This window comes from Mycobacterium sp. GA-1841 (genome assembly GCF_001954135.1).
Classification (GTDB): Bacteria; Actinomycetota; Actinomycetes; order Mycobacteriales; family Mycobacteriaceae; genus Mycobacterium.
Genome location: NZ_MBEQ01000073.1, coordinates 13407 through 35989, shown reverse-complemented (window position 1 = coordinate 35989; position 22583 = coordinate 13407). Strand labels below are relative to the sequence as shown.

The following is a 22583-nucleotide window of genomic DNA, read 5'->3' as shown; positions in this document are numbered from 1 at the left end:
CGGGTCAGGCGTCACGCCTGTTCAGTACCACCACGGCGGCGACGAAGGCGATCGCCACCCACACCAGGAAATACAACAGTGAGCCCAGCTCACCCCACGGAATGTTGTAGGCCGGGAACAGCCACTCCACCTGAAGGAACCGAAACATGTTGGCGAACGGCAGCCATGGTCCGATCGCGGCGCCGTTACCCGGCAGGTTGCCCAGCAGCGGTTCGGCCACCAGCGGCCACAGCAGCAGCACCGCCACCGCACCGGCGGCGAACCGCAGCAGCGCCCCGACCGCGACGCCCAGGACGGCGGCCAGTGCGGCGTACAACGCGAACCCGCCGGCCACCCGCCAGGTCGCCGGGTTGGCCATCGACAGTTGGGTACCGACCACCGGGTCGGCGACGAGCCGGGCCACCAGGACGGCGGCCAGCACCATGATCACCGCGCATACCGAGGAGAACGCCGCACACACCACGGCCTTGGCGGCCAGCACCTGGGTGCGGTTCGGGGTGGCCAGCAGCGTGGTGCGGATCAGGCCACTGCGGTACTCCCCCGTCATCGTCAACGACGACAGCACCATCAGCACCGGGACCCCGAACACCGCGACACCCAACGCGGCCCGAGACGGGGACAGTGCCGTGTAGTGATCCACGGTCATGCCCTGCATGGCGGCCAGGCCGAGGCTGAGCACCGCCACCCCCACCACCGACCACAAAGGTGATCGAGTGGTGGACAGTTTGATGCGCTCGGCGTCGAGCGCGGTCAGTGCACTCATCGCGCTTCTCGGTTCTTCGCGCGAGCGCTCATCACAGCCCCAGCCCGGTAGTCGACCGCATCATCGGTCAGTTTCAGATACGCCTCCTCCAGGGAGGCCTGCCGCTGGCTCAACTCGTGCAGCGCGATCGCGTTGCGTGCGGCCAGGTCACCGATCACCTCGATGGCCGCGCCGTGCACGGCCAGCGCGTCGCCGTCGGCGGCGGTGTCGACGGTGAACCCGGCGTCGGTCAGTACCTCACGCAGCGTCTCCACCTGTGGGCTGCGTACCCGCACGGCGCCTGCCGAGGTGCCGCTGACGAACTCGCTCACCGTGGTCGAGGCGATCAGCTTGCCTTGCCCGATCACCACCAACCGATCGGCGGTGTTGGCCATCTCGGCCAGAAGATGGCTGGAGACGAACACCGTGCGGCCCTCGGCGGCCAGACTGCGCATGAGCGTGCGGACCCAGTGGATGCCCTCGGGATCCAGACCGTTGACCGGTTCGTCGAACAGCAGCACCGGCGGATCACCGAGCAACGCGGCCGCGATCCCGAGCCGCTGGCTCATGCCCAGCGACAGCGTTCCGGCGTTACGGTCACCCACCGACGTCAGACCGACCATCTCCAGCACCTCGTCGACCCGCGCCGACGGAATCCGGTTGGCCGCGGCGATCCAGCGCAGGTGATTGCGGGCCGAGCGGTTGGGATGGGCCTGCCGGGCGTCGAGCAGGGCGCCGACCGAGCGCAGCGGATCGCGCAGTTCCCGGTAGTGCTTGCCGTCGATGGTCGCGGTCCCGGCGTTGGGATGGTCCAGGCCGAGGATCAACCGCATGGTCGTGGTCTTGCCCGCACCGTTGGGGCCGAGAAATCCGGTGACCACACCCGGTTCGACGGTGAAGGTCAGATCGTCGACAGCGCGGTGGGTGCCGTAGAGCTTTGTCAGCCCGGCCAGTTCGATCATGGCTCCCACGCCACCACCATATCGGCGACCGCGCGCATGCCGGCGGCGTTGGGATGCAGCGGCGCGGGGCGGCCGGGCCAGGGCAAACCGGGCCGGGTGGTCCAGGGCTCGGCCGACCAGGCATGGTGCCCCACACTGGCCGCGGCAGCGCGAACCCATCCGCACCCGGTCTGGGCGGCAGCCTCTCCGGTGAGTCGTTCGAGCGTGGCGGCGACGTGACGGCCGAGGGTGGCGTCGGCCTCCGACAGCGGTTTCGCACCGATTCCCGACGGCGGCAGGATCGTCAGGTAATCCACGAACAACACCTGCGCGTTCCGCGCACGCTCGCGAATCTCACGCCCCACCGCCACCAGTGACGCCGCCACCTCGCTCAACGCGGTCTCACGTGCGTCAGGGTCCAGCAAGCTGCGCGCCCACGGCCCGAGCACGGGCAACGACCGGGTGAACCGCGGTAGGCCGGCGACCGACAACGACGGCACATAGCCGACGTCGTTGCCGCCGATGGTCACCGTGACCAGGGCCTCGGACCCGTCCAGCGCCTCGATCTGCGGCGGCGCCCCGTTCTGCCGCTCACTGAGCACATGCGCGGTGGTGGCACCGGAATACGTCACGTCGACGAGGTCGAGCCCGAGTTCGGCCGCCACGAGATGGGGATAGTTGCGTGCCGAGCGACCGGCCGGAAACGGCGCGCCGGCGGCGCGGGGTGTGATCCCGGGCCCGGCAGCCATCGAACTGCCCAGCGCCACATACCGTTTACCGTGCACGTCGAGTTACCGCGCCGGACTTGACGCCTGGGCCCAGAATCGCTTCGGGATACGTCCGGCCTGCCGGGCCAGATATCCCGCGGTAACGGCCGCGGACATCGCGGCGGCCATCGTCGGTGGATCGGAGGCGCGGGTGACGGCGGTGGCCAACAGCACGGCGTCACAACCCAATTCCATCGCCAGCGCAGCATCGCTCGCAGTGCCGATCCCGGCGTCGAGCACCACCGGCACCCCGGCCTGCGCCACGATCATCTCGATGTTGTGCGGGTTGGAGATGCCCAGCCCGGTGCCGATCGGCGAACCCAACGGCATGACGGCGGCGCAGCCCGCGTCCTCCAAGCGACGAGCCAGCACCGGATCGTCGTTGGTGTAGGGCAGTACGGTGAACCCGTCGTCCACCAATTGTTCTGCGGCCTTGACCAATTCGATCGCGTCGGGCAACAGGGTGCGTTCGTCGGCGATCACCTCGAGTTTGACCAGGTCGGTACCCAGCGCTTCCCGGGCCAGCTGCGCGGTCAGCACGGCCTCGGCCGCACCGCGACACCCGGCGGTGTTGGGTAGTGCGACGATGCCGAGCCGGTTGAGCAGATCGAGTACCCCGGTGCCGGTTTCGGCGTCGACGCGTCGCATCGCCACCGTCGTCAACTCCGTCCCGGAGGCCACCAAGGCCTCTTCCAGCACCGCCAGGTTCGGTGCCCCACCGGTGCCCATGATCAACCGGGAACCGAACTCGCGGCCGCCGATGGTGAGAGTTGAATCAGCCACCCTGCACCGCCGTCACGACCTCGACCCGGGCACCGTCGGACAAGGTCTGGTCCCATTCCGACCGTGGCAGCACCGCCCAGTCCAAGGCGACGGCGATGCCCTTGTCCGGGAATCCCCGGGTTTCCAGGAGTCCTCCGATGGTGGTCTGGTCGTCCACCTCGAGGGTCTCGTTGTTGACCGTGATGGTGATCATTGCACTCCCACACTCATCTCGAGTTCCGCCGCGACCCGCTCAGCGGTCCACGGCGCCAACAGAAATCCGTTTCGGCCATGCCCGACGGCCACCAACGTGCGCTCGTCGACCCGTTCGACGATCGGCAGCCCGTCGGGCGTCATCGGTCGCAGTCCGGCCGCGGTCTCGGCCAGTTCGTACTCGCCCAGCGCCGGCATCACCGCGCAGGCGTCCTCCAGCAGATCACGCACCCCGCTGACCACCGGCGCGGTGTCGCGACCGTGCTCGTACTGGGTGGCCCCCACCACCACCCCGTCGGCGCGCGGCACCAGGTACACCGGGCGGCCGTGCACCCGGGCCCGAATCACCCGCTGCGGCACCGGCATACAGCCCTTGCGCCAGCGCAACCGCAGCACCTCGCCCTTGACCGGGCGCACGGGCAGGCCGGGCCACAACGTGGGTGCGTCGATCCCGTTGGCGATCACCCGCACGTCCGCGTCGACATCGGACAGGTCTGCGATCGGACCGGCCCACCGCACCGCCAACCGCTCGCAGTGCGCGGCCAGTCCGTCGACCACGGCCCGGTTGTCCACGGCGAGTTCGGTGGTGGCCCGGAACCCGTGTCGAATACCTTGGGCCAGCAGGGGTTCCACGTCACGCGCCGCGGTCGTCAACTCGACCGGCTGCCCCTGGGCGGACAACCATTCGGCGACGGTCCGCAGATCCGCCACATCGGCCCGGTCCACGGCGACGACCAGCGACTCGCGGGCCGTCACCACCTCGGGCGCCAGGCCCTCGAGGAACCCGGAGTGCCACAGCTTCAGCGATTCCAAACCGATCTGCAGGATCTGCTCCTCGCCGGGCCAGCCTTCGCTGTGCGGGGCCAGCATGCCGCCGGCCACCCAGGAGGCGCCGTGCTCACGCGTGCAGTGCAGCCGCACGGTCCAGCCGTCCAACGCCGCCCGGCGGGCGATGGACAGCCCGATCACCCCGCCGCCGATGACGGCAAGTGTCCTGGCTCCTGTCAGTGCCATATCCGCTCCCTTCGCCGGCATGACCCGGATCAGGTGTGACGGTCAGGGCCGGTTCGTATGCCCACTCTCAGCCCCGCGTCCCAGGGACTCCCGTATTGCCAGTCCAGGGTACTCGGGCCGTACCGGCTACCGTCGCGGTGTGGAATCCCCCGTCGAGCGTTTGCAGCGCGCCAACCTGTATCTGTGCACCGACGCCCGCCGCGACCGCGGTGACCTGGCCGAATTCGCCGACGCCGCGCTGGCCGGCGGGGTGGATCTGATCCAGCTGCGCGACAAGGGCTCGGCCGGGGAGAAGCAGTTCGGCCCGCTGGAAGCCCGCCACGAACTCGCGGCGCTGGAGATCCTGGCCGACGCGGCCCGCCGCCACGGCGCTTTGCTGGCGGTCAACGACCGGGCCGACATCGCGCTCGCCGCGGGGGCTGATGTGCTGCACCTCGGTCAGGACGACCTGCCGCTGGACGTCGCGCGCGGCATCATCGGGGACCGCCCGGTGATCGGGCGCTCCACCCACGATGCCGGGCAGGCTGCCGCCGCCGTCGCCGAGCCCGTGGACTATTTCTGTGTCGGCCCGTGCTGGCCCACCCCGACCAAGCCGGGCCGTTCGGCACCCGGGCTGGACCTGGTCCGCTCGACGGCGGCGCTGAACCCGGCCAAGCCGTGGTTCGCCATCGGCGGGATCGATGGGCAGCGGCTGCCCGAGGTGCTCGCCGCCGGAGCCCGCCGCATCGTCGTGGTCCGCGCGATCACCGGCGCCGAGGATCCGCGCGCCGCAGCCGAAGAACTGAAGGCCACGATCAGCGCGGCGGGTTGACCTCCAGCGGAAGCGCGGCCGTCACGGTCCGTAGCTGTTGCCAGCTGGCCGCGAACCCAGGGTGCAACGGCAGGTCGACCACTTTGTCCTCGGCCACCCAGCGCAGTTCGGAGCTCTCCCGGTTCGGGATCGTCTCCAGCGGCTCGGGCACGTCGGCGATCACGGTGGTGTAGGACCAGTGGGTGCCACCGATGCCGGCCACCTCGGCGGTCACCACGGTGGTGCGCACGGTGAGCTGCTCGGCCGTCACCCCGGCCTCCTCGTGGGCTTCGCGGACGGCGGCCTGCTCGGCGGTCTCGTGACTGTCGCGGGCACCGCCGGGCAGTGCCCAGGTGCCACCCTGATGACTCCACGGGGCCCGGTGCTGCAACAGCACGGCGGCCGATCCGCCCGGCCACGGGGCGCGCAACAACAGTCCGGCCGCTCCATGGCGCCCCCAGTATCGGGCGCCGTTGTCGGAGAACACCCAGCCGTCACCGTCGCCACGCACCCGTACAGAATAAGGAACCGGGGCGATTTCGCCTGCCCCCAATTTCTCCGCGAGCCTTAGCGGCCCGTCTTAGAAACTTTTTATAGTGTTGGGGCAGCCCGTTTGCACCGAAACTAAATGAGGTCCGTGCGCAGGTGACTGTGGAGTTGGCACATCCCTCGACCGAACCGCTCGCGTCCCGGTCGCCGACCACTCCTGCCCACCCACGCTGGTGGTTCCTGTGGACCACCCCGGGACGCATCCTGACCATCGGGCTGGTCCTGTCGGCGCTCGTCATCGCCAGCGCGTTCGCCACCTCCACCACGATCAACGACCGTCAGCAGGCGTTGACCACGGTCCTCGACCACACCGAACCGTTGGCCTTCGCCGCCGGCCAGCTCTACACCACGTTGTCGGTGGCCGACGCCGCGGCGGCCACCGCGTTCATCGCCGGAGCCGAACCGCGCGATGTCCGGCAGCGGTACGAGCAGGCCATCACCGACGCGTCGGTGGCCGTGACGCGGGCGTCCAGCGGGCTGACCGACGAAACCCTGGTGCAACTGCTCGGCCGGATCAACGCGCGGCTGGCCGTCTACACCGGGTTGGTGGAGACCGCGCGCACCAACAACCGGGCCGGCAACCCCGTCGGCTCCTCTTATCTGTCGGAAGCCTCGGCGATGATGCAGTCGCAGATCCTGCCCGACGCGCAACGGCTCTACGAGGAGACCTCGGCCCGGGTGGATGCCGAGACCACTGCCTCGACGCGGATCCCGGCGCCGGTGATGTTGGTGGTGCTGGCCACCTTGATGTTCGGGGCGTTCGCCAACCGGTGGCTGGCCCGGCGCACCCGCCGCCGGGTGAACATCGGTTTCGTCGCCGGCGGCATGGCCGTGCTGATCATGCTGATCTGGGTGACCACTGCCTTGGTGATCTCCACCTCGGACAGCCGCAGCGCCAAGGACACCGCCGCCGAATCGCTCAAGACCGTGACCAACCTGGCCATCACCGCCCAGCAGGCCCGGGCCGATGAGACGCTGGCCCTGATCCGGCGCGGCGACGAGAACCTGCGCAAGCAGTCCTACTACCAACGCATCGAGGCCATGCAGCAGCAGCTGGCGCAGTACCTGTCGCACGACTCCGGCATCGACAAGAGCGATCTGACCGGTGCCGAAGAATTGCTCATCAAATGGCGTGCGGCCGATGATCGGATCAACGCCTACATCGCAGTGGGCAACTATCAGGCCGCGACGCAGGTGGCGCTGGGAACCGGAGAGGACGACTCCACGACCGCATTCGACAAACTCGACGACGCGTTGTCCAAGGGCATCGAACAGAGCCGCAGCCAGTTGCGCAACGACATCGCCAACGCCCGGCGGGTGCTGTCCGGCGCGACGGTGGGGGCCGCGTTGCTCAGTGTGGCCGCTGCGCTGGCGGTGGCGCTGGGGTTGTGGCCTCGATTGAGTGAGTACAGATGAGAATGCGCAAGTTGGTGGCAATCCTCGCCGCGGCTGGGACGGTGGCCGGCTGCGGCCAGAGCGCGCCTCCGCTGACGGCGCCGACGATGACGCTGGCGCCGCCCAGCCCGGCCGGCATGCAGGAGCTCGCGCCGCAACCGGTGCGGGTGCCGTCGGCCGAAACCGACGAGTGCAACCGCACCGCCAGCCTGCGGCCGTTCAGCAACAAGGCCGACGCCGACGCCGCGGTGGCCGACATCCGCAAGCGGGGGCGTCTGGTGGTCGGGCTGGACATCGGCAGCAACCTGTTCTCCTTCCGCGACCCGATCACCGGACAGATCAACGGGTTCGACGTCGACATCGCCGGCGAGGTGGCCCGCGACATCTTCGGTACCCCGTCGCAGGTCGAGTACCGGATCCTGTCCTCGGCCGACCGCATCGCCGCGCTGCAGAACCATGAGGTCGACATCGTGGTCAAAACCATGACGATCACCTGTGAGCGCCGCAAGCAGGTGAACTTCTCCACGGTGTATCTGATGGCGCATCAACGCATCCTGGCCGCGCGGGACTCGAACATCTCGCAGGCCTCGGATCTGTCAGGTAAACGGGTGTGCGTGGTGGACGGCACCACCTCGGTCAAACGGATCCAGCAGATCTCTCCGGCACCGATCATCGTGTCGGTGGTGACCTGGGCCGACTGCCTGGTGGCGCTGCAGCAGCGGCAGGCCGACGCGGTCAGCACCGACGATTCGATCCTGGCCGGGCTGGTGGCCCAAGATCCCTACCTGCACATCGTCGGTCCGAGCCTGGCCGAGGAGCCCTACGGCATCGGGTTGAGCCTGGACAACGACGGGCTGGTCCGCGTCGTCAACGCCACGCTCGAACGTATCCGGCGCGACGGCACCTGGAACACGTTGTACCGCAAGTGGTTGACCGTGCTCGGGCCGGCGCCTTCACCTCCGGCGGCGAGGTACGTGGACTGATGGAACAACCCGACGACACCACCGGCCCCGACCTCAGTCCCGACACGGACGCGGGGCCCGGAACCCAGCCGGCCAGCCTCGAAGAACTCGACATGGATTCGTTGTCGACGATGCGGCCGATGGCGACCCAGGCGGTGTTCCGGCCCGAGTTCGACGATTCCGACGATTCGCCGTTCGGTGGGGACGACACCGAACCGCAGAATCACGCCACGATCGCGATCCGCGCCCTCTCGCCGATCCGCCGGCTGGGTGGTGGGCTGGTCGAGATCCCACGGGTGCCCGAACGGGATCCGTTGACCGCGTTGATGACCAACCCGGTGGTGGCCGAGCAGAAGCGGTTCTGCTGGAACTGCGGCAGGCCGGTGGGCCGGTCGTCTCCGAACGGACGGGCCCAGTCCGAGGGCTGGTGCCCGCACTGCGGCAGCGCGTATTCGTTTCTGCCGCAGCTGTCCCCGGGCGAGATCGTGGCCGACCAGTACGAGATCAAGGGCTGCATCGCGCACGGCGGCCTGGGCTGGGTGTATCTGGCGTTCGACCACAATGTGAACGAACGCCCGGTGGTGCTCAAGGGTCTGGTGCATTCCGGTGACGCCGAGGCCCAGGCGATCGCCATGGCCGAACGTCAGTTCCTCGCCGAGGTCACCCATCCCGGGATCGTGAAGATCTACAACTTCGTCGAACACGACGACAAGCACGGCAATCCGGTCGGCTACATCGTGATGGAGTACGTCGGCGGAACCTCGCTCAAGCAGGCCAAGGGAACCAAACTGCCGGTGGCCGAGGCGATCGGCTACATGCTGGAGATCCTGCCCGCCCTCGGTTACCTGCACTCGATCGGGTTGGCCTACAACGACCTCAAGCCCGAGAACATCATGATCACCGAAGAACAGCTCAAGCTGATCGACCTGGGCGCCGTGTCACGGCTCAATTCCTACGGATACCTTTACGGCACACCGGGTTTCCAGGCCCCGGAGATCGTGCGGACCGGTCCGACGGTGGCCACCGACATCTATTCGGTGGGCCGCACGCTGGCCGCGTTGACGGTGAAGTTGCGCACCCGCCGCGGCCGCTACGTCGACGGACTGCCGTCGGAGGATCCGGTGCTCGACACCTACGATTCGTTCGGCCGGCTGCTGCGGCGCGCCATCGATCCCGATCCGCGTCGCCGGTTCAGCAGTGCCGAGGAGATGTCGTCGCAGCTGCTCGGTGTGCTGCGTGAGGTGGTGGCCACCGACACCGGCATCCCGCGGCCCGGTCTGTCGACGGTGTTCAGCCCGTCCCGCTCGACATTCGGGATCGATCTGCTGGTGGCGCACACCGACGTTTACGTTGACGGGCAGGTGCATTCGGAGAAGCTGACGGCCCAAGAGATCGTCCGGGCATTGCCGGTGCCGCTGGTGGACCGTACCGACGTCGGAGCCCCTTTGCTGGTGGCCAGCGTGTTGAGCCAACCGGTGCACACCCTGGACCAGTTGCGGGCGGCACGGCACGGCGCGATCGACGCCGAAGGCGTGGACGTGTCCGAATCGGTGGAGCTGCCGCTGATGGAGGCCCGCGCCCTGCTGGACCTGGGCGACGTGGCCAAGGCCACCCGCAAGCTCGACGACCTGGCGCTCCGGGCCGGCTGGAGCTGGCGGCTGGTGTGGTTCCGAGCCGTGGCCGAGATGCTGTCGGCCGATTACGCCTCGGCGACAAAGCATTTCACCGAGGTGCTCGACACCCTGCCGGGCGAGCTGGCCCCGAAGCTGGCACTGGCCGCGACGGCCGAGCTGGCCGGCACCGCGGACGAGCTGAAGTTCTACAACACCGTGTGGGCCACCGACAACGGCGTGATCTCCGCCGGATTCGGCCTGGCGCGGGCCGAATCGGTGGCCGGCCAGCGGGACAACGCGGTCCAGACCCTCGATCAGGTTCCGCCCACCTCAAGGCATTTCACCACGGCCCGGTTGACCAGCGCGGTGACCCTGCTGTCGGGGCGGTCCAGCGGTGAGATCACCGAGCAGAACATCCGCGACGCCGCCCGCCGGGTCGAGGCGCTGCCCGATTCCGAACCGCGGGTGCTGCAGATCAGGGCCCTGGTGCTGGGCACCGCGATGGACTGGCTGGCCGACAACTCGGCGAGCAGCAACCACATCCTCGGGTTCCCCTTCACCGAGCACGGCCTCAAACTGGGTGTGGAGGCCTCACTTCGGGCACTGGCCCGCGTCGCGCCCACGCAATCACACCGCTATGCCCTCATCGACCTGGCCAACAGCGTGCGGCCGATGAGCACGTTCTGACCTTGCGGTCAATTGGCGTAGCGCACTACTCGAACTTCGGGGCCGCTCTCGTCCGATGATGACTTCACGTCAATCTAGGAGATTACCCATGAGCACCCAGCTGGCCGTTGACCTTCCACGTACGTCACATGCCCCGTTCCATCCCGATGTCACGCAGGCCGACATCGCGCGCACATTGGAGCTCAGCCGAGATCATGAGTTGCGCCAAGCCGAGGAACTCGCCGGCCGACGACGCGTACTGGCAGAGCAATACGCGGCGACACAGCACCGGATGGTCGAGATCTTCGGGGCCGAAGTCTCATTCGAGCTGCAGCAGTTCAAGCGTTCGTTGCTGCACAGGGATGCGCTCCGCCAGGCATCGCACGGCAGACTGGATCGCGACGAAGCCGCGGCCGGGCGAGCGGTGGAATTGACCAGTTTTCTCAAGGACCGCGGCATCGACCGCACTCAATTCGACCTCTACACCAGGAACGAGTGGGAAATCACCATGCCGTTCGGATTTTCTGTACCCGACTGGCAGGGGACGACGAAGCCGGTCAAGCCCAAGCCCAAGCCCAGCGGCCGCGAGGTATCCCATTTCAGCCCACCTTTTTCAGGATGGCAGTACGGCGATGGCGCGGGCTTGGTGAGCGGTTTCCGCGTTGGCGCTTCCCATTTGCTGAACGCAGCCGCGGGTCATGTCGGCAATGTCGTCACCCTCGACGATGACGCCGCCACCGATCTCGACGCGGGATCGATGAACTCCGACACTCAGATCTCGTTCTGGTACCGCGCTCCGCTCACGGGTCTGATCGAGGTGACGATCAATGCGGTCTGCGGCAAGTCGGAGCACCACCTTCGGGTATACGACGAGTGGGGTGTGTCCTGGTCGGGCGTGACGCAGACCAGCTCGTTCATGTCGCATGTCCTGTACCCCACCGTCGGTGCACCGTCGTACAGCTTCCAGTCGCGTCTGGACCACGACAAGGACACGTCGACCTCTCGCGACGAGACTCCTTTCTGGCCAGGACAATCCGTGCAGTCCAGCCCGATGGTCAGCGATGGACCCGTGCCGGCTGGAACGTGGGTCGAGATCCGAGCCGGTGCACACACGGGGGATGGCTCGCTGACCAACGACATGGAAGTGCACAGCAAGACCACGCACTCCTGGTTCATTTCGCGAGTAGACGTACGGATGTTGCCCTGACAGGCAACCGAGTTCGGCGCGGCCCTCAGACCGCGTCGGCGCACGCCCGGGCGATCGCCAGCTCCTCGTTGGTCGGGACCACCAGCACCGTCACCGCCGAGCCCGGCACCGAAATGCGCCGGGCCTCGTGTGACGGCGCAGTGTTGAGTGCCTCGTCGATCTCGAGGCCCAGCCCGGTCAGCCCGGCCAGTGCATCGCGGCGCACCGCTGCATCGTTCTCCCCCACGCCGGCGGTGAAGCTGATCACGTCGGTGCGTCCAAGCACCGCCAAATAGGCGCCGACATACTTGCGCAGCCGGTGGATGTAGACGTCATAGGCCAATTGCGCGTGCTGATCACCGGATTCGATCCGGGCACGCAATTTACGGAAGTCGTTCTCGCCGCCGAGACCGCGCACACCCGAGTGGCGGTTGAGCAGCGTGTCGACCTCTTCGACGTTCATTCCCGCGGTGCGGCACAGGTACGTCAGCACGCCCGGATCGATGTCACCGCTACGGGTACCCATCACCAGGCCCTCCATCGGCGTCATCCCCATCGAGGTGTCCACCGGTCGGCCACCGGAGATCGCCGAAGCCGACGCACCGTTACCCAGGTGCAGCACAATCTGATTCAGCGAGTCATAGGGCCGGTCCAGGAACGCCGCAGCCTGCTGACTGACGTACTCGTGCGACGTTCCGTGGAAGCCATAGCGCCGGATCCCCCAGCGTTCGGCCACCTCGCGGTCGATCGCGTAGGTCGCCGCCGCGTCGGGCAGGTTGTGGAAGAAGGCGGTGTCGAACACCGCGACGTGCGGCAGGTCCGGCACCAACTTGCGGGCCACCTCGATGCCGAGGATGGCGGGCGGATTGTGCAGCGGCGCCAGCGGGGACAACTCCTCGATCTTGGCCATCAGCGCGTCATCGATCACCGTGGGCCGATAGAACGTGGTGCCGCCGTGCACCACCCGGTGTCCCACGGCCACCAACCCCAGGCTGTCGAGGTGCAGCCCCTGGGCGGCCAGGGTGTCATGTGCCGCCCGTAGCGCGGCATCGTGATCGGGCATCTGCGCCGACCCGATCTGCTCGATGATGCCGTCGGCCAGGAACTCACCCGAGTCCGGTTTCACCACAGCATATTTCAGGGATGAGGACCCCGAGTTGATCACCAGCACGGTGGAACCATCTGCTCCTGGCGTGCGCGTCATGACCGCTGCGCCTGGATCGCGGTGATCGCCACGGTGTTGACGATGTCCTCCACCAATGCTCCTCGGGACAGATCGTTGACCGGCTTGTTGAGGCCCTGCAGCACCGGACCGATCGCGATGGCGCCGGCGCTGCGCTGCACGGCCTTGTAGGTGTTGTTGCCGGTGTTGAGGTCGGGGAAGATCAGCACGGTGGCCCGCCCCGCCACGGCGGAATCGGGCATCTTGGTCTTGGCCACCGACGGTTCCACCGCGGCGTCGTACTGGATCGGGCCTTCCACCAGCAGGTCGGGTTCGCGTTGCCGCACCAATTCGGTTGCCGCCCTGACCTTGTCGACGTCAGCGCCGGTACCCGAGGTTCCGGTCGAGTACGAGAGCATGGCCACCCGCGGTTCGATGCCGAACTGCGCGGCGGTGCGGGCCGAGGAGATCGCGATGTCGGCGAGCTGCTCAGAGGTCGGATCGGGCACGATCGCACAGTCGCCGTAGGCCAGCACCCGATCGGCCAGGCACATCAGGAAGATGCTGGACACCGTGGAGATCCCGGCGGCCGTCCTGATGATCTCGAAGGCCGGACGCACGGTGTGCGCGGTGGTGTGCGCGGCACCCGAGACCATGCCGTCCACCATCTCGTTGTGCACCAGCATGGTGCCGAAATACGAGACGTCGTGGATGATCTCGCGCGCCTGCTCGACCGTCACGCCCTTCTTGCGGCGCAGCTCGGCGTACTGCTCGGCGAACTGGTCGCACAGTTCACTGGTGCGTGGGTCCAGGACGGTGGCCGCCTCGATGTCCACGCCGAGTTCTGCTGCCCGGGAACGGATCTGCCCTTCCTCACCGAGGATCGTCAGATCGGCCACCTCGTGCTGCAGCAGCCGGCCCGCGGCCTTGAGGATGCGGTCGTCGGTCCCTTCGGGCAGCACGATGCGCCGGCGGTCGGAGCGCGCCTGGTCGAGCAGTTGGTAGGTGAACATCTGCGGGGTGGTGACGGCCGGGATCGGGATGCTCAACTGCGCGATCAGGTCGTTGACGTCGACGTGTTTGTCCATCAACGCCAGCGCGGTGTCGATCTTGCGCTGCGATGTCGCGGTGACCCGGCCGCGCGCAGCCGCGACGCGACTGGCGGTTTCGAAGGTGCCGTACTTGGTGGCCACGATCGGCAGCCGTTGCCCGAGTCCCTCGACCAGCGCAGCGATCGCCGGGTGCAGCTCGAGCCCACCGTTGAGGATGATGCAGGACAGCGACGGAAAGCCCTCTGCGGCATGGGCACTCACAACGGCCAGGACCACGTCGGACCGATCCCCCGGGGTGATCACCGCGATGCCCTCGGTCAGCCGCTCCAGGCAGTGCTCGGCGGTCATCCCGGCCACCATCACACCCAGCGCCTCACGGGGCAGCAGCTCAGGATCCCCGGCCACCAGGGTCCCGTCGACCGCAACCTGAAGTTCGGCAACGGACGGCGCCACCAGCAACGGTTCCTCGGGCAGCACGTACGCGGGCGGGCCGAGGGATTTGAGCGCCTCGGCGACCGCGGTCAGCTGCGCCGGATCGCACCGGTTGGCAACCACCGCCGCGGCGTGGGCGTGCTGGTGGTTCAGCTCGGCCAGGCACACCTCGACCACGTGTACGACCTCGTCGGGCGTGCGATCGGCAGCCTTGACGGCCAGCACGACGGGTGCCCCGAGATTCACCGCGATGCGCGCGTTCATGCTCAGCTCGCTGGGTGTGGCGATGTCGGTGTAATCACTGCCGACGATCAGCACGGCGTCGCACTGCTCGGCCACCCGGTGGAACCGGTCGACGATCTCGGCGATCGCAGCGTCCGGGTCCTCGTGTACCTGCTGGTAGCTGACCCCGACGCAGTCGTCGTAACTCAGACCGGCCGTCGAGCCGGCCAGCAACAGTTCGAGGATGTAGTCGCGGTCTTCGCCGAGGCGGGTGATGGGTCGGAACACGCCCACCCTGGGGACGGTGGCGGCCAGGCGATGCAGAATCCCCAATGCAATGGTCGACTTACCGGTGTCCCCCTCGGGCGACGCAATATAGATCGCGGTGGCGACAACTGCCTCTGGCACTGATACAGCTTCCCTCATCAGGGGTTGGACAGCCAGATGCTCTGCTTTTGCTCAGCGTAGGTCCCGCAGCGCATCGGCGAATTCGGTGCAGAACCAGTCCACATCCGACAGAGAGAATACCAGGGGCGGTCTCACCTTCAGCACACTGCCCTGCGCCCCGCAAACCGAGATGAGCACCTTGCGGTCGCGCATCGCGTTGACCAGATCGTGCGCCGCGGCCCGGTCCGGGCCTGCGCTGTCGCGGTCCGTCACCATCTCGACACCGACGTACAACCCGGCCCCGCGAACTTCTCCGACGCGCGGATGGTCGGCCGTCAGGCGGGTGAGCTCCGCACGCAACGCGGTACCGACCCGGGCGGCGTTGGTCATCAGCTCCTCGTCCTCGATGACGTCGAGCACCGCCGCGGCCGCCGCCATGGACACCGGGTTGCCGCCGAAGGTGTTGAAGTAGGGCACCTCGCGGGCGAACGCCCCGAGCACCTCGCCCCGGGCCGCCATCGCTGCCACCGGCAGCCCGTTGGCCATGGGCTTGCCCATGGTGACCAGATCGGGCACCACGCCGTGGCGCACGAACCCCCACATCGCCTCCCCGGTGCGGCCGAACCCGGGTTGCACCTCGTCGGCGATGAACACCCCGCCGGCGGCCCGCACCGCCGCGACCGCCGGGGCCAGCGCCGAGGGATCGGGATAGATACCGTCGGAGGCGAAGATCGTGTCCACGATCAGGCAGCTCACCCCGTGGCCCGAGTCCTGCAGATCCGCGATCGCCGCAGTGACATCGAGCGGCCGGGCAGCCACCGTCCGCACGTGCGGACCGATCGACGTGGCACCCCCGATCGACGGGGAAATTGCCGTCACCGCTTCGGTATTGCCGTGGTAGGCCTCGCTGGTGACGATGACGCCGCGCGCCCCGGTGTACCTCTGGGCCACCCGCAGGGCCAGGTCGTTGGCCTCGGATCCAGTGCACGCGTACATCACCTGGTCGAGGCCGAGGGTGTCCAGTAGCCGCTGCGAATAGTCGAGGATTCCCTCGTGCAGATATCGGGTGTGGGTGTTGAGCGTCTCGGCCTGACGCGTCATCGCCGCCACCACACGCGGGTGGCAGTGTCCGACGCTGACGACGTTGTTGTACGCGTCGAGATAACGCACGCCGTCGGCGTCGAACAGGTGACTGCCGCTGCCGCGCACCAGATGTACCGGCCGTTCGTAGAACAGCCGGTACGCCGGCCCGAGGAGGCGGGTGCGGGCCTCGATCAGCTTTTCGGTCTCCGGATCGGCCGACCGACCGGTGTAGCTGTTGGAGTCCATGATGTTCGAAAAGCCGGTGTTCGAAAAGCCCATACCCGTACCCCCGCTCAGCGCTCGTGCGCCTCCTCCAACACTGTGCGGCCCAGATCGGAATAGCGTTGCGGATCCCGGAATTTCAGGAACAACGCCCACAGCACACCACCGATCCCGGCGATGCCAACAACATACGGGATCGACGAGAAGATCCAGTCCGAAGCGGCTGAACCGGCGGCAAACGACGCGTTCTGGGCGAGCAGATAGATGACGTAGAGCATGCCGATGCCGCCCAGCGCGGGGGCCAGCAGCGTGGTGAACCAGTTCGCGGTCTCGGGGTGTCGCTTCTGCACGTGGAAGTACGAGACCACCGAGAACGCCGCCAGCGCCTGCACGATCATGATGGCCGTGGTGCCCAGCAACGCCATCAGGCCGTACAACCCGGTATAGGGGTCACGTCCGGTGAGGTCGAAGAACAGCACCACCACGGTGGCGAAACCGGTCTGCACGAATCCCGCGATATGTGGCGATCCGTGCACCGGATGGGTGGAGCCGACGGTCCTGCGCATGCCCGGGATGACGTTCTCCCGGCCGATCGCGTAGAGATAGCGGGCCGCGCAGTTGTGAAAGGCCATCCCGCAGGCGAACGAGCCGGTCATCAACAGGAACTTGAACAGATCGACCGCCCACTCCCCGAGATGCTGGTGCACCGGGTTGAAGAAGATGTCACCCGCGGTCGACGAATCCTGAGCCAACGCAACGGCATTCTGCGGACCGGTGCCGACGATGGCCAGCCAGGACACCAGAACGTAGAACGCGCCGATGCCGACGACCGAGCAGATCACCGCGATCGGGATGATCTTCTTGGGGTTACGCGACTCCTCGCCGTACATGGCGCTGGACTCGAACCCCACCCACGACCAGAACGCGAAGAACAGGCCGACCCCGGCGGATCCGGCCACAGCGATCATGTTGCCGTCGACGCCGGCCACTTCCCCGGACAGGCTCTGAAAACCGTTGAGCGGGTTGAGCGATCCCAACGACCAGCCCTGCGGGCCACCGCCGGTGAACACCACCGACAGTGCCATCATGGCCAGCATGACGATCTCGGTGATCAGGAACACCGCCAGAACCTTGGCGGCCAGGTTGATGTCGAAGTAGGTCAGCACCGCGTTCACCGCCAGCATCACCACGGCGAAGATGATCCACGGCACGTCGACGCCGAAGAACGATTTGAACAGGTCGTTGCCGAAGAACGAGAAGATGCCGATCAACGACGCCTCGAACACCATGTACGCCAACGCCGTCAAGAACCCGGCGCCCAGGCCGACGACACGCCCCAAGCCGTGCGAGATGTATCCGTAGAAGGCCCCGGTGGCCGTGATGTGCTTGCTCATCGCCGCATAACCGATGGCGAACAGGGTCAGCACGATCGTGGCGACGAAGTATCCGGCCGGAGCATAGACGCCGTTGCCGAAGCCGACCGCGATCGGCACATTGCCGACCATGGCCGTGATGGGGGCGGCCGTCGCGACCGCCATGAACAGCACGCCGACGAGGCCCACGGCGTTGGGTTTGAGACGTTGGATGGCGGCGTTGGACGGCGCCGGTGGATCGATGATCTCGCTCATTGCGGGTCCTCACTGAGGGACGATTTTCGGACCACTATTTGGTCTGATTTCTTGGCGTCGACGACGGCGTTGTGGTGCGACGCAGCACATTGTCATCCCAGGCAGGATGGCGGGCAACTCGAAACTTGTTGCGGGTCAAGCGCTTTGTTTCGGCGATGTTTCGAACCTGGGAGCCGTGCAACGGTGGGGTTAATCGTGGCGTTTTGGTCTGCCCTGGCGGGCGGATTTGGTCCACACTCGGGCCATGTCCATGACATCCGGCGGCCCGGTCGCCGAGGACGTACGCCGGCGAATCCTGTCCATGCTGGCCCTGGGCACCTTGCGGCCCGGCTCCCGACTGGGCACCGAACGCGAGATGGCCGAGTCCTTCGCCGTGTCCCGCTCGACCCTGCGCAGCGCGCTACTGCCGTTGAGTCAGGCCGGTGTGCTGGAACGTCGCACCGGTCGCGGGGGTGGCACTTTCGTGCGCGCCGACATCGTCGAACGCAATGCCGCGGAATTGGCCGGCCTGCCGGCACGACTGCACAGCGGTGGCCACACCAGCACCAGCCGGGTGCTGGCCACCGATCGCCGACCGGCCACCGCGGTCGAGGCGCAGGCGCTCGAAATCGCCGAGGGGACGGAGATTTTCACGATCCGCCGATTGCGCTTTGCTGACGGGGTTCCATTGTCGGTCGACCTCTCCTGCTTCGTCGCCCACGACATGGAGGACCTGCTGGAGCAGCCGCTCGGCGGCTCGCTCTACGAGTTGGTGCGGGTGCGGTACGGCCTGAGGCCCGCGGTCACCACCGAGACCATCGAAGTGGTCAGCGCCAGCGCCCGCGAAGCGCACTGGCTCGACATCGCCCAGCGAAAACCGCTGCTGGCCATCACCCGCGTCACGCGCGACGGCGACGGCCGGCCGTTCGAGTACGCCTACGACCTGTTCCGCGCCGACCGCGCCGTGGCTCGTCGCTGTGAGCCGGATGCGGGCGGCGCGGTACAGCGATCAGTCAACAGCGCCTGATCACCCTAGCTTGCGCAGGCGGGGCTCGAGGTCCTTCTTGAACAGGTCCAGGAACCGGCGCTGATCATGGCCCGGGGCGTGGAACACCAGGTGGTTCAGTCCCCACTTCACGTACTGGCCGACCTTCTCCACCGCCTCGTCCGGATCCGACGCCACGATCCAACGCTTGGCGACCTGCTCGATCGGCAGCTCGTCGGCGGCCTTCTCCATCTCGATCGGATCGTGGATGCTGGTCTTCTGCTCGGCCGTCAGCGACAGCGGCGCCCAGAACCGGGTGTTCTCCAACGCCAGCTCGGGATCGGTGTCATACGAGATCTTGATCTCGATCATCCGGTCGATGTCCTCGGCATTGCGGCCGGCCGCCTCCGCGCCCTCTTTCACCGCGGGGATGAGCTTGTCCTGATACAGCTCTGCGCCCTTGCCCGAGGTGCAGATGAACCCGTCACCGGCCCGCCCGGCGTACTTGGCCACCACCGGACCACCCGCGGCGATGTACACCGGGATACCACCCTCGGGCACGTCGTAGATCGAGGCACCTTTGGTGTGGTAGTACTCGCCCTCGAAATCGACGCGGTCGCCCAGCCACAGCTCGCGCATGAGCTTGACCGACTCGCGCAACCGGGCGAAGCGCTCCTTGAACTCCGGCCACTCGCCGGCATAACCGGTGGCGATCTCGTTGAGCGACTCCCCGGTGCCCACCCCGAGGAAGATCCGCCCCGGATACAGACAGCCCATCGTGGCGAAGGCCTGCGCGATCACCGCGGGGTTGTAGCGGAACGTCGGCGTCAGTACCGATGTCCCCAACACCAGCCGCTCGGTACGCTCACCGACCGCGGTCATCCAGGCCAGCGAGAACGGGGCGTGCCCACCCTCGTGCCGCCAGGGTTGGAAGTGGTCGCTGACCGTCGCACTGTCCATCCCGGCCGCTTCGGCGGCGACCGCCAACTCGACCAGTTCCCGGGGCGCGAACTGCTCCGCCGATGCCTTATAACCAAGTTTGAGTTCAGCCACGTTTCTGTTTCTACTCCTATGCCTACACTCGCGGCATGGCAGCCGTCCTGAGCGCGATCACCGATCACGTGCACTTCGCGCAAACCGACCTGGTCAACTGGACCCTGGTGACCGACGGCAATCGAGTCATGCTGATCGACGCCGGGTTCCCGGGCCAGCGCGAGGACGTGCTGGGTTCGGTGCGCGAACTCGGGTTCACCGTCGACGACATCGCCGCCGTGCTGCTCACCCACGCTCACGTCGACCATTTCGGCACCGCCATCTGGTTGGCGAAAACCCATGGCACACCGGTGTTCTGCCACGACAGCGAAGTCGGGCACGCCAAACGTGAATATCTCGAGCAGGCCGCGCCCGCTGATGTGGTGCGCAACATCTGGCAGCCCCGGTGGCTCAAGTGGGCGGCCACGATCACCGCCAAGGGTGGCCTGAACCACGGTGGCATCCCGACCGCGCAGGCCCTGACCGCCGAGATCGCCGCCGGCCTGCCCGGGACGCCCGAGGCGGTGCCGACCCCGGGGCACACCGGCGGGCACTGCTCGTTCATCGTCGACGGGGTGCTGGTCAGTGGCGACGCCCTGGTGACCGGGCATCCGCTGCTGCCGTACACCGGCCCGACGCTGCTGCCGGCGTTGTTCAACCACGACGAGGACGGCTGCCTGGCAAGTTTGACGGCCTTGGCGGCAGTCGAGGCCGACGTCATGCTGCCCGGGCACGGCCCGGTGTGGCGGGGTCCGATCGCCGATGCCGCCGCCGCGGCGGCGGGACGCCACGCCTAGTTCTGCAGAATTCGGTAGCCGAGGAGAAAAAAGCCGGTCAGGCACAGTCCACAGGCCAGCACGATCGCCGGCATCAGGACCATCTGGTCGAGTTCGTCGGGGTCGAACACCTCGTCGTCGTACACCGACCCGAACAACACCCGGGCGAACTTCGTCCGCCGAAAGGCGTGCATCCGCCGTCGTAACTGTGCCGACTCCGTCCGGCGGCCGATGAAGATCCGCAACGCCACACCGGCCGCAAACACCACCACAGCCGCTGCCAGCAACAGCGATCCCACGACGACCTGCGGACTCGGCAAATACACCCCTAGCGGATTCGACAACTTCCGGGGCCAGCCTAGCGGCTAAAGACTCCATCGCTGCGCCAGTAGCTGGTGCGAGCGCAACCGGTCGGAGTGTCGATGCGTCACCGACGTGACGACGAGTTCGTCGGCCCCACTGAGTCGTTGCAATGCCTCCAGGCGGGTGACCACCTGATCCGGGTCGCCGACGAATTGTGTTGCAATCCGGTCCCGGACCACCTCTGACTGCTCGGCCGACAACGGTTGCACGTCAGCCGGATCCGGATACGGCGCCGCCCCGCCGCCGGCCCGGATCGAATACACCCAGTGCCCGTAGCTGGAGGCCAGATACCGTGCGGTGGCCTCATCGTCGGCCACCACCACGTCGGCCGAGACCACCACGTACGGCTCCGACAGATACTCCGACGGGGTAAAGCCGTTGCGGTACACCTCGATTGCTTCCAGCGCGGTCGCCGGGGTGATGTGGTAGCTGGCCACGAACGGCAGCCCCCGCGCGGCGGCGACCCGGGCACTCTGCCCCTTGCTGCTGCCGAACACCCACGGGATCAGGCCTGCGCCCGCGCCCGGGACAACCGTGCCCACCTCGTAGCGGCCCGTGAGCATGGCCAGGATGTCATCCACCTGAACTTCGAAATCCGGTGTGAGCGCTTCGGGTTGCTGCAACACCGCCATGCGGGATCGCAAGCGGGGATCACGCAACAGCGCACTGATGTCGTACGGCGCCGGGATCACCACACCGTCGATCTCGTGCCATTCCCGCGGCGTCCGCGGCGCACGTGGCTTGTCGCGCACGGCTTCGGCACGTTTCTGGCCGGAACGGCCCAATCCCAGATCGATCCGGTCGGGATGGAAGGCAGCCAAGGTGCCGAAACTCTCCACCACCGCAATCGCCGTGGTGTGACCGAGTTGCACGGCCGCGGTGCCGACCCTGATCCGTTCGGTGGCGGCGGCGATCTGCCCCACCAGAACCGCCGGCGACGAGCTGGCCACCGACACGAAGTGATGCTCGGCCACCCAATACCGTTGATAGCCCCATTGTTCGGCGTGCCGGGCCAGATCGACGGTGTTGCGCAGCGCCGTCGCGGCGTCGCTGCCCGCACTGATCGGGGCCAGGTCGAGAATCGAGAGCGGGACCGACGTCACACCAGGTCCTTCTCGAACGCGATCGGAAACACCGCGTCCTCCCCTTCGGCCGGCAACGGGGCACTCAGCCGGGTGTAACCCGCCGCTTCGTACAGGGCCTCGGCCTCGGGTTGCAGGTGACCGGTCGTCAGATAGACCCGTCGATACCCGCGCCCGGCGATCTCACGTTCCAGGTGATCGAGCAGTGTCGTGGCGTATCCGCGTTGCCGGTGCTCACTGCTGGTCCAGATCCGTTTGAGTTCGGCGGTCTCGGCGTCGTACCGGGTGAACGCGCCGCCGGTGACCGGCACGCCGTCGAGCAGACCGACAAACAGCCCACCACCAGGTGCCGCGAACTGCTCAGGCGCAGTGGTCAGCCAGGCCATCGTGCGCTCGGCGGTACCGCCGTACCGCCCGGAATACTCCGCCGCGAGCTCGTCGAGCAGCGGTGCGGCCAGCGGGTCATCCAGGCCGACCGCAACGAAACTCAGCCGATTCACGGAGGTGGACATCACCACCGTTTCTATACCCACGGTGGGTTCAACGCCGAGCCGAGGGCGTCATTCCAGCCACGATCA

The 22583-nt window shown here is 67.4% G+C and carries 22 protein-coding genes and 1 riboswitch; of the genes, 7 read left to right on the top strand and 15 right to left on the bottom strand.

Going from position 1 to position 22583, the window contains the following annotated elements:
• Positions 1–4: 4 nt before the first annotated feature.
• The 6 genes from A5740_RS18075 to thiO form a co-directional block, all read right to left on the bottom strand.
• Positions 5–763 (bottom strand): ABC transporter permease, encoded by a 759-nt coding sequence (locus A5740_RS18075; protein ID WP_076196191.1) that lies wholly within the window; start codon positions 761–763, stop codon positions 5–7.
• Positions 760–1704, bottom strand: coding sequence for an ABC transporter ATP-binding protein (locus tag A5740_RS18070; protein WP_076196190.1), 945 nt, complete (start codon positions 1702–1704; stop codon positions 760–762). Before A5740_RS18070 ends, A5740_RS18075 begins: the two co-directional genes overlap by 4 nt.
• On the bottom strand, positions 1701–2432 hold the full coding sequence (locus A5740_RS18065; RefSeq protein ID WP_175616288.1) for an SGNH/GDSL hydrolase family protein: 732 nt from the start codon (positions 2430–2432) through the stop codon (positions 1701–1703). Before A5740_RS18065 ends, A5740_RS18070 begins: the two co-directional genes overlap by 4 nt.
• Before the next feature lie 42 nt (positions 2433–2474).
• Positions 2475–3233: a thiazole synthase gene (locus tag A5740_RS18060; RefSeq protein WP_076196189.1), complete on the bottom strand. Its 759-nt coding sequence runs from the start codon at positions 3231–3233 to the stop codon at positions 2475–2477.
• Positions 3226–3426, bottom strand: a complete 201-nt coding sequence (thiS, locus tag A5740_RS18055; protein ID WP_076196188.1) for a sulfur carrier protein ThiS — start codon at positions 3424–3426, stop codon at positions 3226–3228. Before thiS ends, A5740_RS18060 begins: the two co-directional genes overlap by 8 nt.
• Entirely contained in the window at positions 3423–4439 is a 1017-nt protein-coding gene (gene thiO, locus A5740_RS18050; RefSeq protein ID WP_076196187.1) for a glycine oxidase ThiO, read from the bottom strand. The genes thiS and thiO overlap by 4 nt, the downstream gene beginning before the upstream one ends.
• Positions 4429–4543, bottom strand: a riboswitch (TPP riboswitch). Its footprint overlaps the gene before it by 11 nt.
• A 35-nt stretch (positions 4544–4578) precedes the next feature.
• On the opposite strand from thiO, the gene thiE reads away from it, so the two are divergent.
• Entirely contained in the window at positions 4579–5250 is a 672-nt protein-coding gene (thiE, locus tag A5740_RS18045; RefSeq protein WP_076196186.1) for a thiamine phosphate synthase, read from the top strand.
• Here the strand turns inward: thiE and A5740_RS18040 are convergent.
• On the bottom strand, positions 5234–5740 hold the full coding sequence (locus tag A5740_RS18040) for an NUDIX hydrolase (RefSeq protein ID WP_076196185.1): 507 nt from the start codon (positions 5738–5740) through the stop codon (positions 5234–5236). The genes thiE and A5740_RS18040 overlap by 17 nt on opposite strands.
• Positions 5741–5874: 134 nt before the next feature.
• Between A5740_RS18040 and glnX the strand changes: the two genes are divergently transcribed.
• The 4 genes from glnX (at position 5875) to A5740_RS18020 (ending at position 11621) form a co-directional block, all read left to right on the top strand.
• A complete protein-coding gene (gene glnX, locus A5740_RS18035) occupies positions 5875–7194 on the top strand; it encodes a protein kinase G-activating protein GlnX (protein ID WP_076196184.1) in 1320 nt (439 codons plus the stop codon).
• A complete protein-coding gene (locus A5740_RS18030; protein WP_371454769.1) occupies positions 7191–8156 on the top strand; it encodes a glutamate ABC transporter substrate-binding protein in 966 nt (321 codons plus the stop codon). The genes glnX and A5740_RS18030 overlap by 4 nt, the downstream gene beginning before the upstream one ends.
• Complete coding sequence (locus tag A5740_RS18025; protein ID WP_076196283.1) at positions 8156–10435, top strand: serine/threonine-protein kinase PknG; 2280 nt, start codon at positions 8156–8158, stop codon at positions 10433–10435. The genes A5740_RS18030 and A5740_RS18025 overlap by 1 nt, the downstream gene beginning before the upstream one ends.
• Before the next feature lie 88 nt (positions 10436–10523).
• Positions 10524–11621 carry a hypothetical protein gene (locus A5740_RS18020; RefSeq protein WP_076196181.1) on the top strand — a complete coding sequence of 366 codons (1098 nt, stop codon included), beginning with the start codon at positions 10524–10526 and terminating at the stop codon, positions 11619–11621.
• 25 nt (positions 11622–11646) lie between these two features.
• Here the strand turns inward: A5740_RS18020 and A5740_RS18015 are convergent, their stop codons facing one another.
• From A5740_RS18015 to A5740_RS18000, 4 genes are read right to left on the bottom strand one after another with little or no spacing between them, the layout of a single operon-like run.
• Positions 11647–12804 (bottom strand): acetate kinase, encoded by a 1158-nt coding sequence (locus tag A5740_RS18015; RefSeq protein ID WP_076196179.1) that lies wholly within the window; start codon positions 12802–12804, stop codon positions 11647–11649.
• Entirely contained in the window at positions 12801–14876 is a 2076-nt protein-coding gene (gene pta / locus A5740_RS18010; RefSeq protein ID WP_076196177.1) for a phosphate acetyltransferase, read from the bottom strand. Before pta ends, A5740_RS18015 begins: the two co-directional genes overlap by 4 nt.
• A 51-nt stretch (positions 14877–14927) precedes the next feature.
• Complete coding sequence (locus A5740_RS18005) at positions 14928–16217, bottom strand: aspartate aminotransferase family protein (protein ID WP_076196175.1); 1290 nt, start codon at positions 16215–16217, stop codon at positions 14928–14930.
• Between the two features lie 14 nt (positions 16218–16231).
• A complete protein-coding gene (locus A5740_RS18000; RefSeq protein WP_076196173.1) occupies positions 16232–17788 on the bottom strand; it encodes an APC family permease in 1557 nt (518 codons plus the stop codon).
• Positions 17789–18032: 244 nt separating this feature from the next.
• Between A5740_RS18000 and A5740_RS17995 the strand changes: the two genes are divergently transcribed.
• Positions 18033–18794: a GntR family transcriptional regulator gene (locus tag A5740_RS17995; protein ID WP_076196171.1), complete on the top strand. Its 762-nt coding sequence runs from the start codon at positions 18033–18035 to the stop codon at positions 18792–18794.
• On the opposite strand, the gene fgd is transcribed toward A5740_RS17995, so the two are convergent.
• The gene (fgd, locus tag A5740_RS17990; protein WP_076196169.1) at positions 18795–19805 is read right to left on the bottom strand and encodes a glucose-6-phosphate dehydrogenase (coenzyme-F420); all 1011 of its coding nucleotides are present in this window, start codon (positions 19803–19805) and stop codon (positions 18795–18797) included. It abuts the gene before it with no gap.
• 35 nt (positions 19806–19840) lie between these two features.
• On the opposite strand from fgd, the gene A5740_RS17985 reads away from it, so the two are divergent.
• Positions 19841–20581, top strand: a complete 741-nt coding sequence (locus A5740_RS17985; RefSeq protein ID WP_076196167.1) for an MBL fold metallo-hydrolase — start codon at positions 19841–19843, stop codon at positions 20579–20581.
• Here the strand turns inward: A5740_RS17985 and A5740_RS17980 are convergent.
• Genes A5740_RS17980 through A5740_RS17970 form a run of 3 tightly spaced genes read right to left on the bottom strand, consistent with a single transcriptional unit; the run spans position 20578 to position 22517 of the window.
• Positions 20578–20880, bottom strand: coding sequence for a hypothetical protein (locus A5740_RS17980; RefSeq protein ID WP_254849239.1), 303 nt, complete (start codon positions 20878–20880; stop codon positions 20578–20580). The two genes, A5740_RS17985 and A5740_RS17980, sit on opposite strands and share 4 nt — an antisense overlap.
• 45 nt (positions 20881–20925) lie before the next feature.
• Positions 20926–22026 (bottom strand): LLM class flavin-dependent oxidoreductase, encoded by a 1101-nt coding sequence (locus A5740_RS17975; RefSeq protein ID WP_076196163.1) that lies wholly within the window; start codon positions 22024–22026, stop codon positions 20926–20928.
• Positions 22023–22517, bottom strand: coding sequence for a GNAT family N-acetyltransferase (locus A5740_RS17970; RefSeq protein WP_076196281.1), 495 nt, complete (start codon positions 22515–22517; stop codon positions 22023–22025). The genes A5740_RS17975 and A5740_RS17970 overlap by 4 nt, the downstream gene beginning before the upstream one ends.
• Positions 22518–22583: the final 66 nt, after the last annotated feature.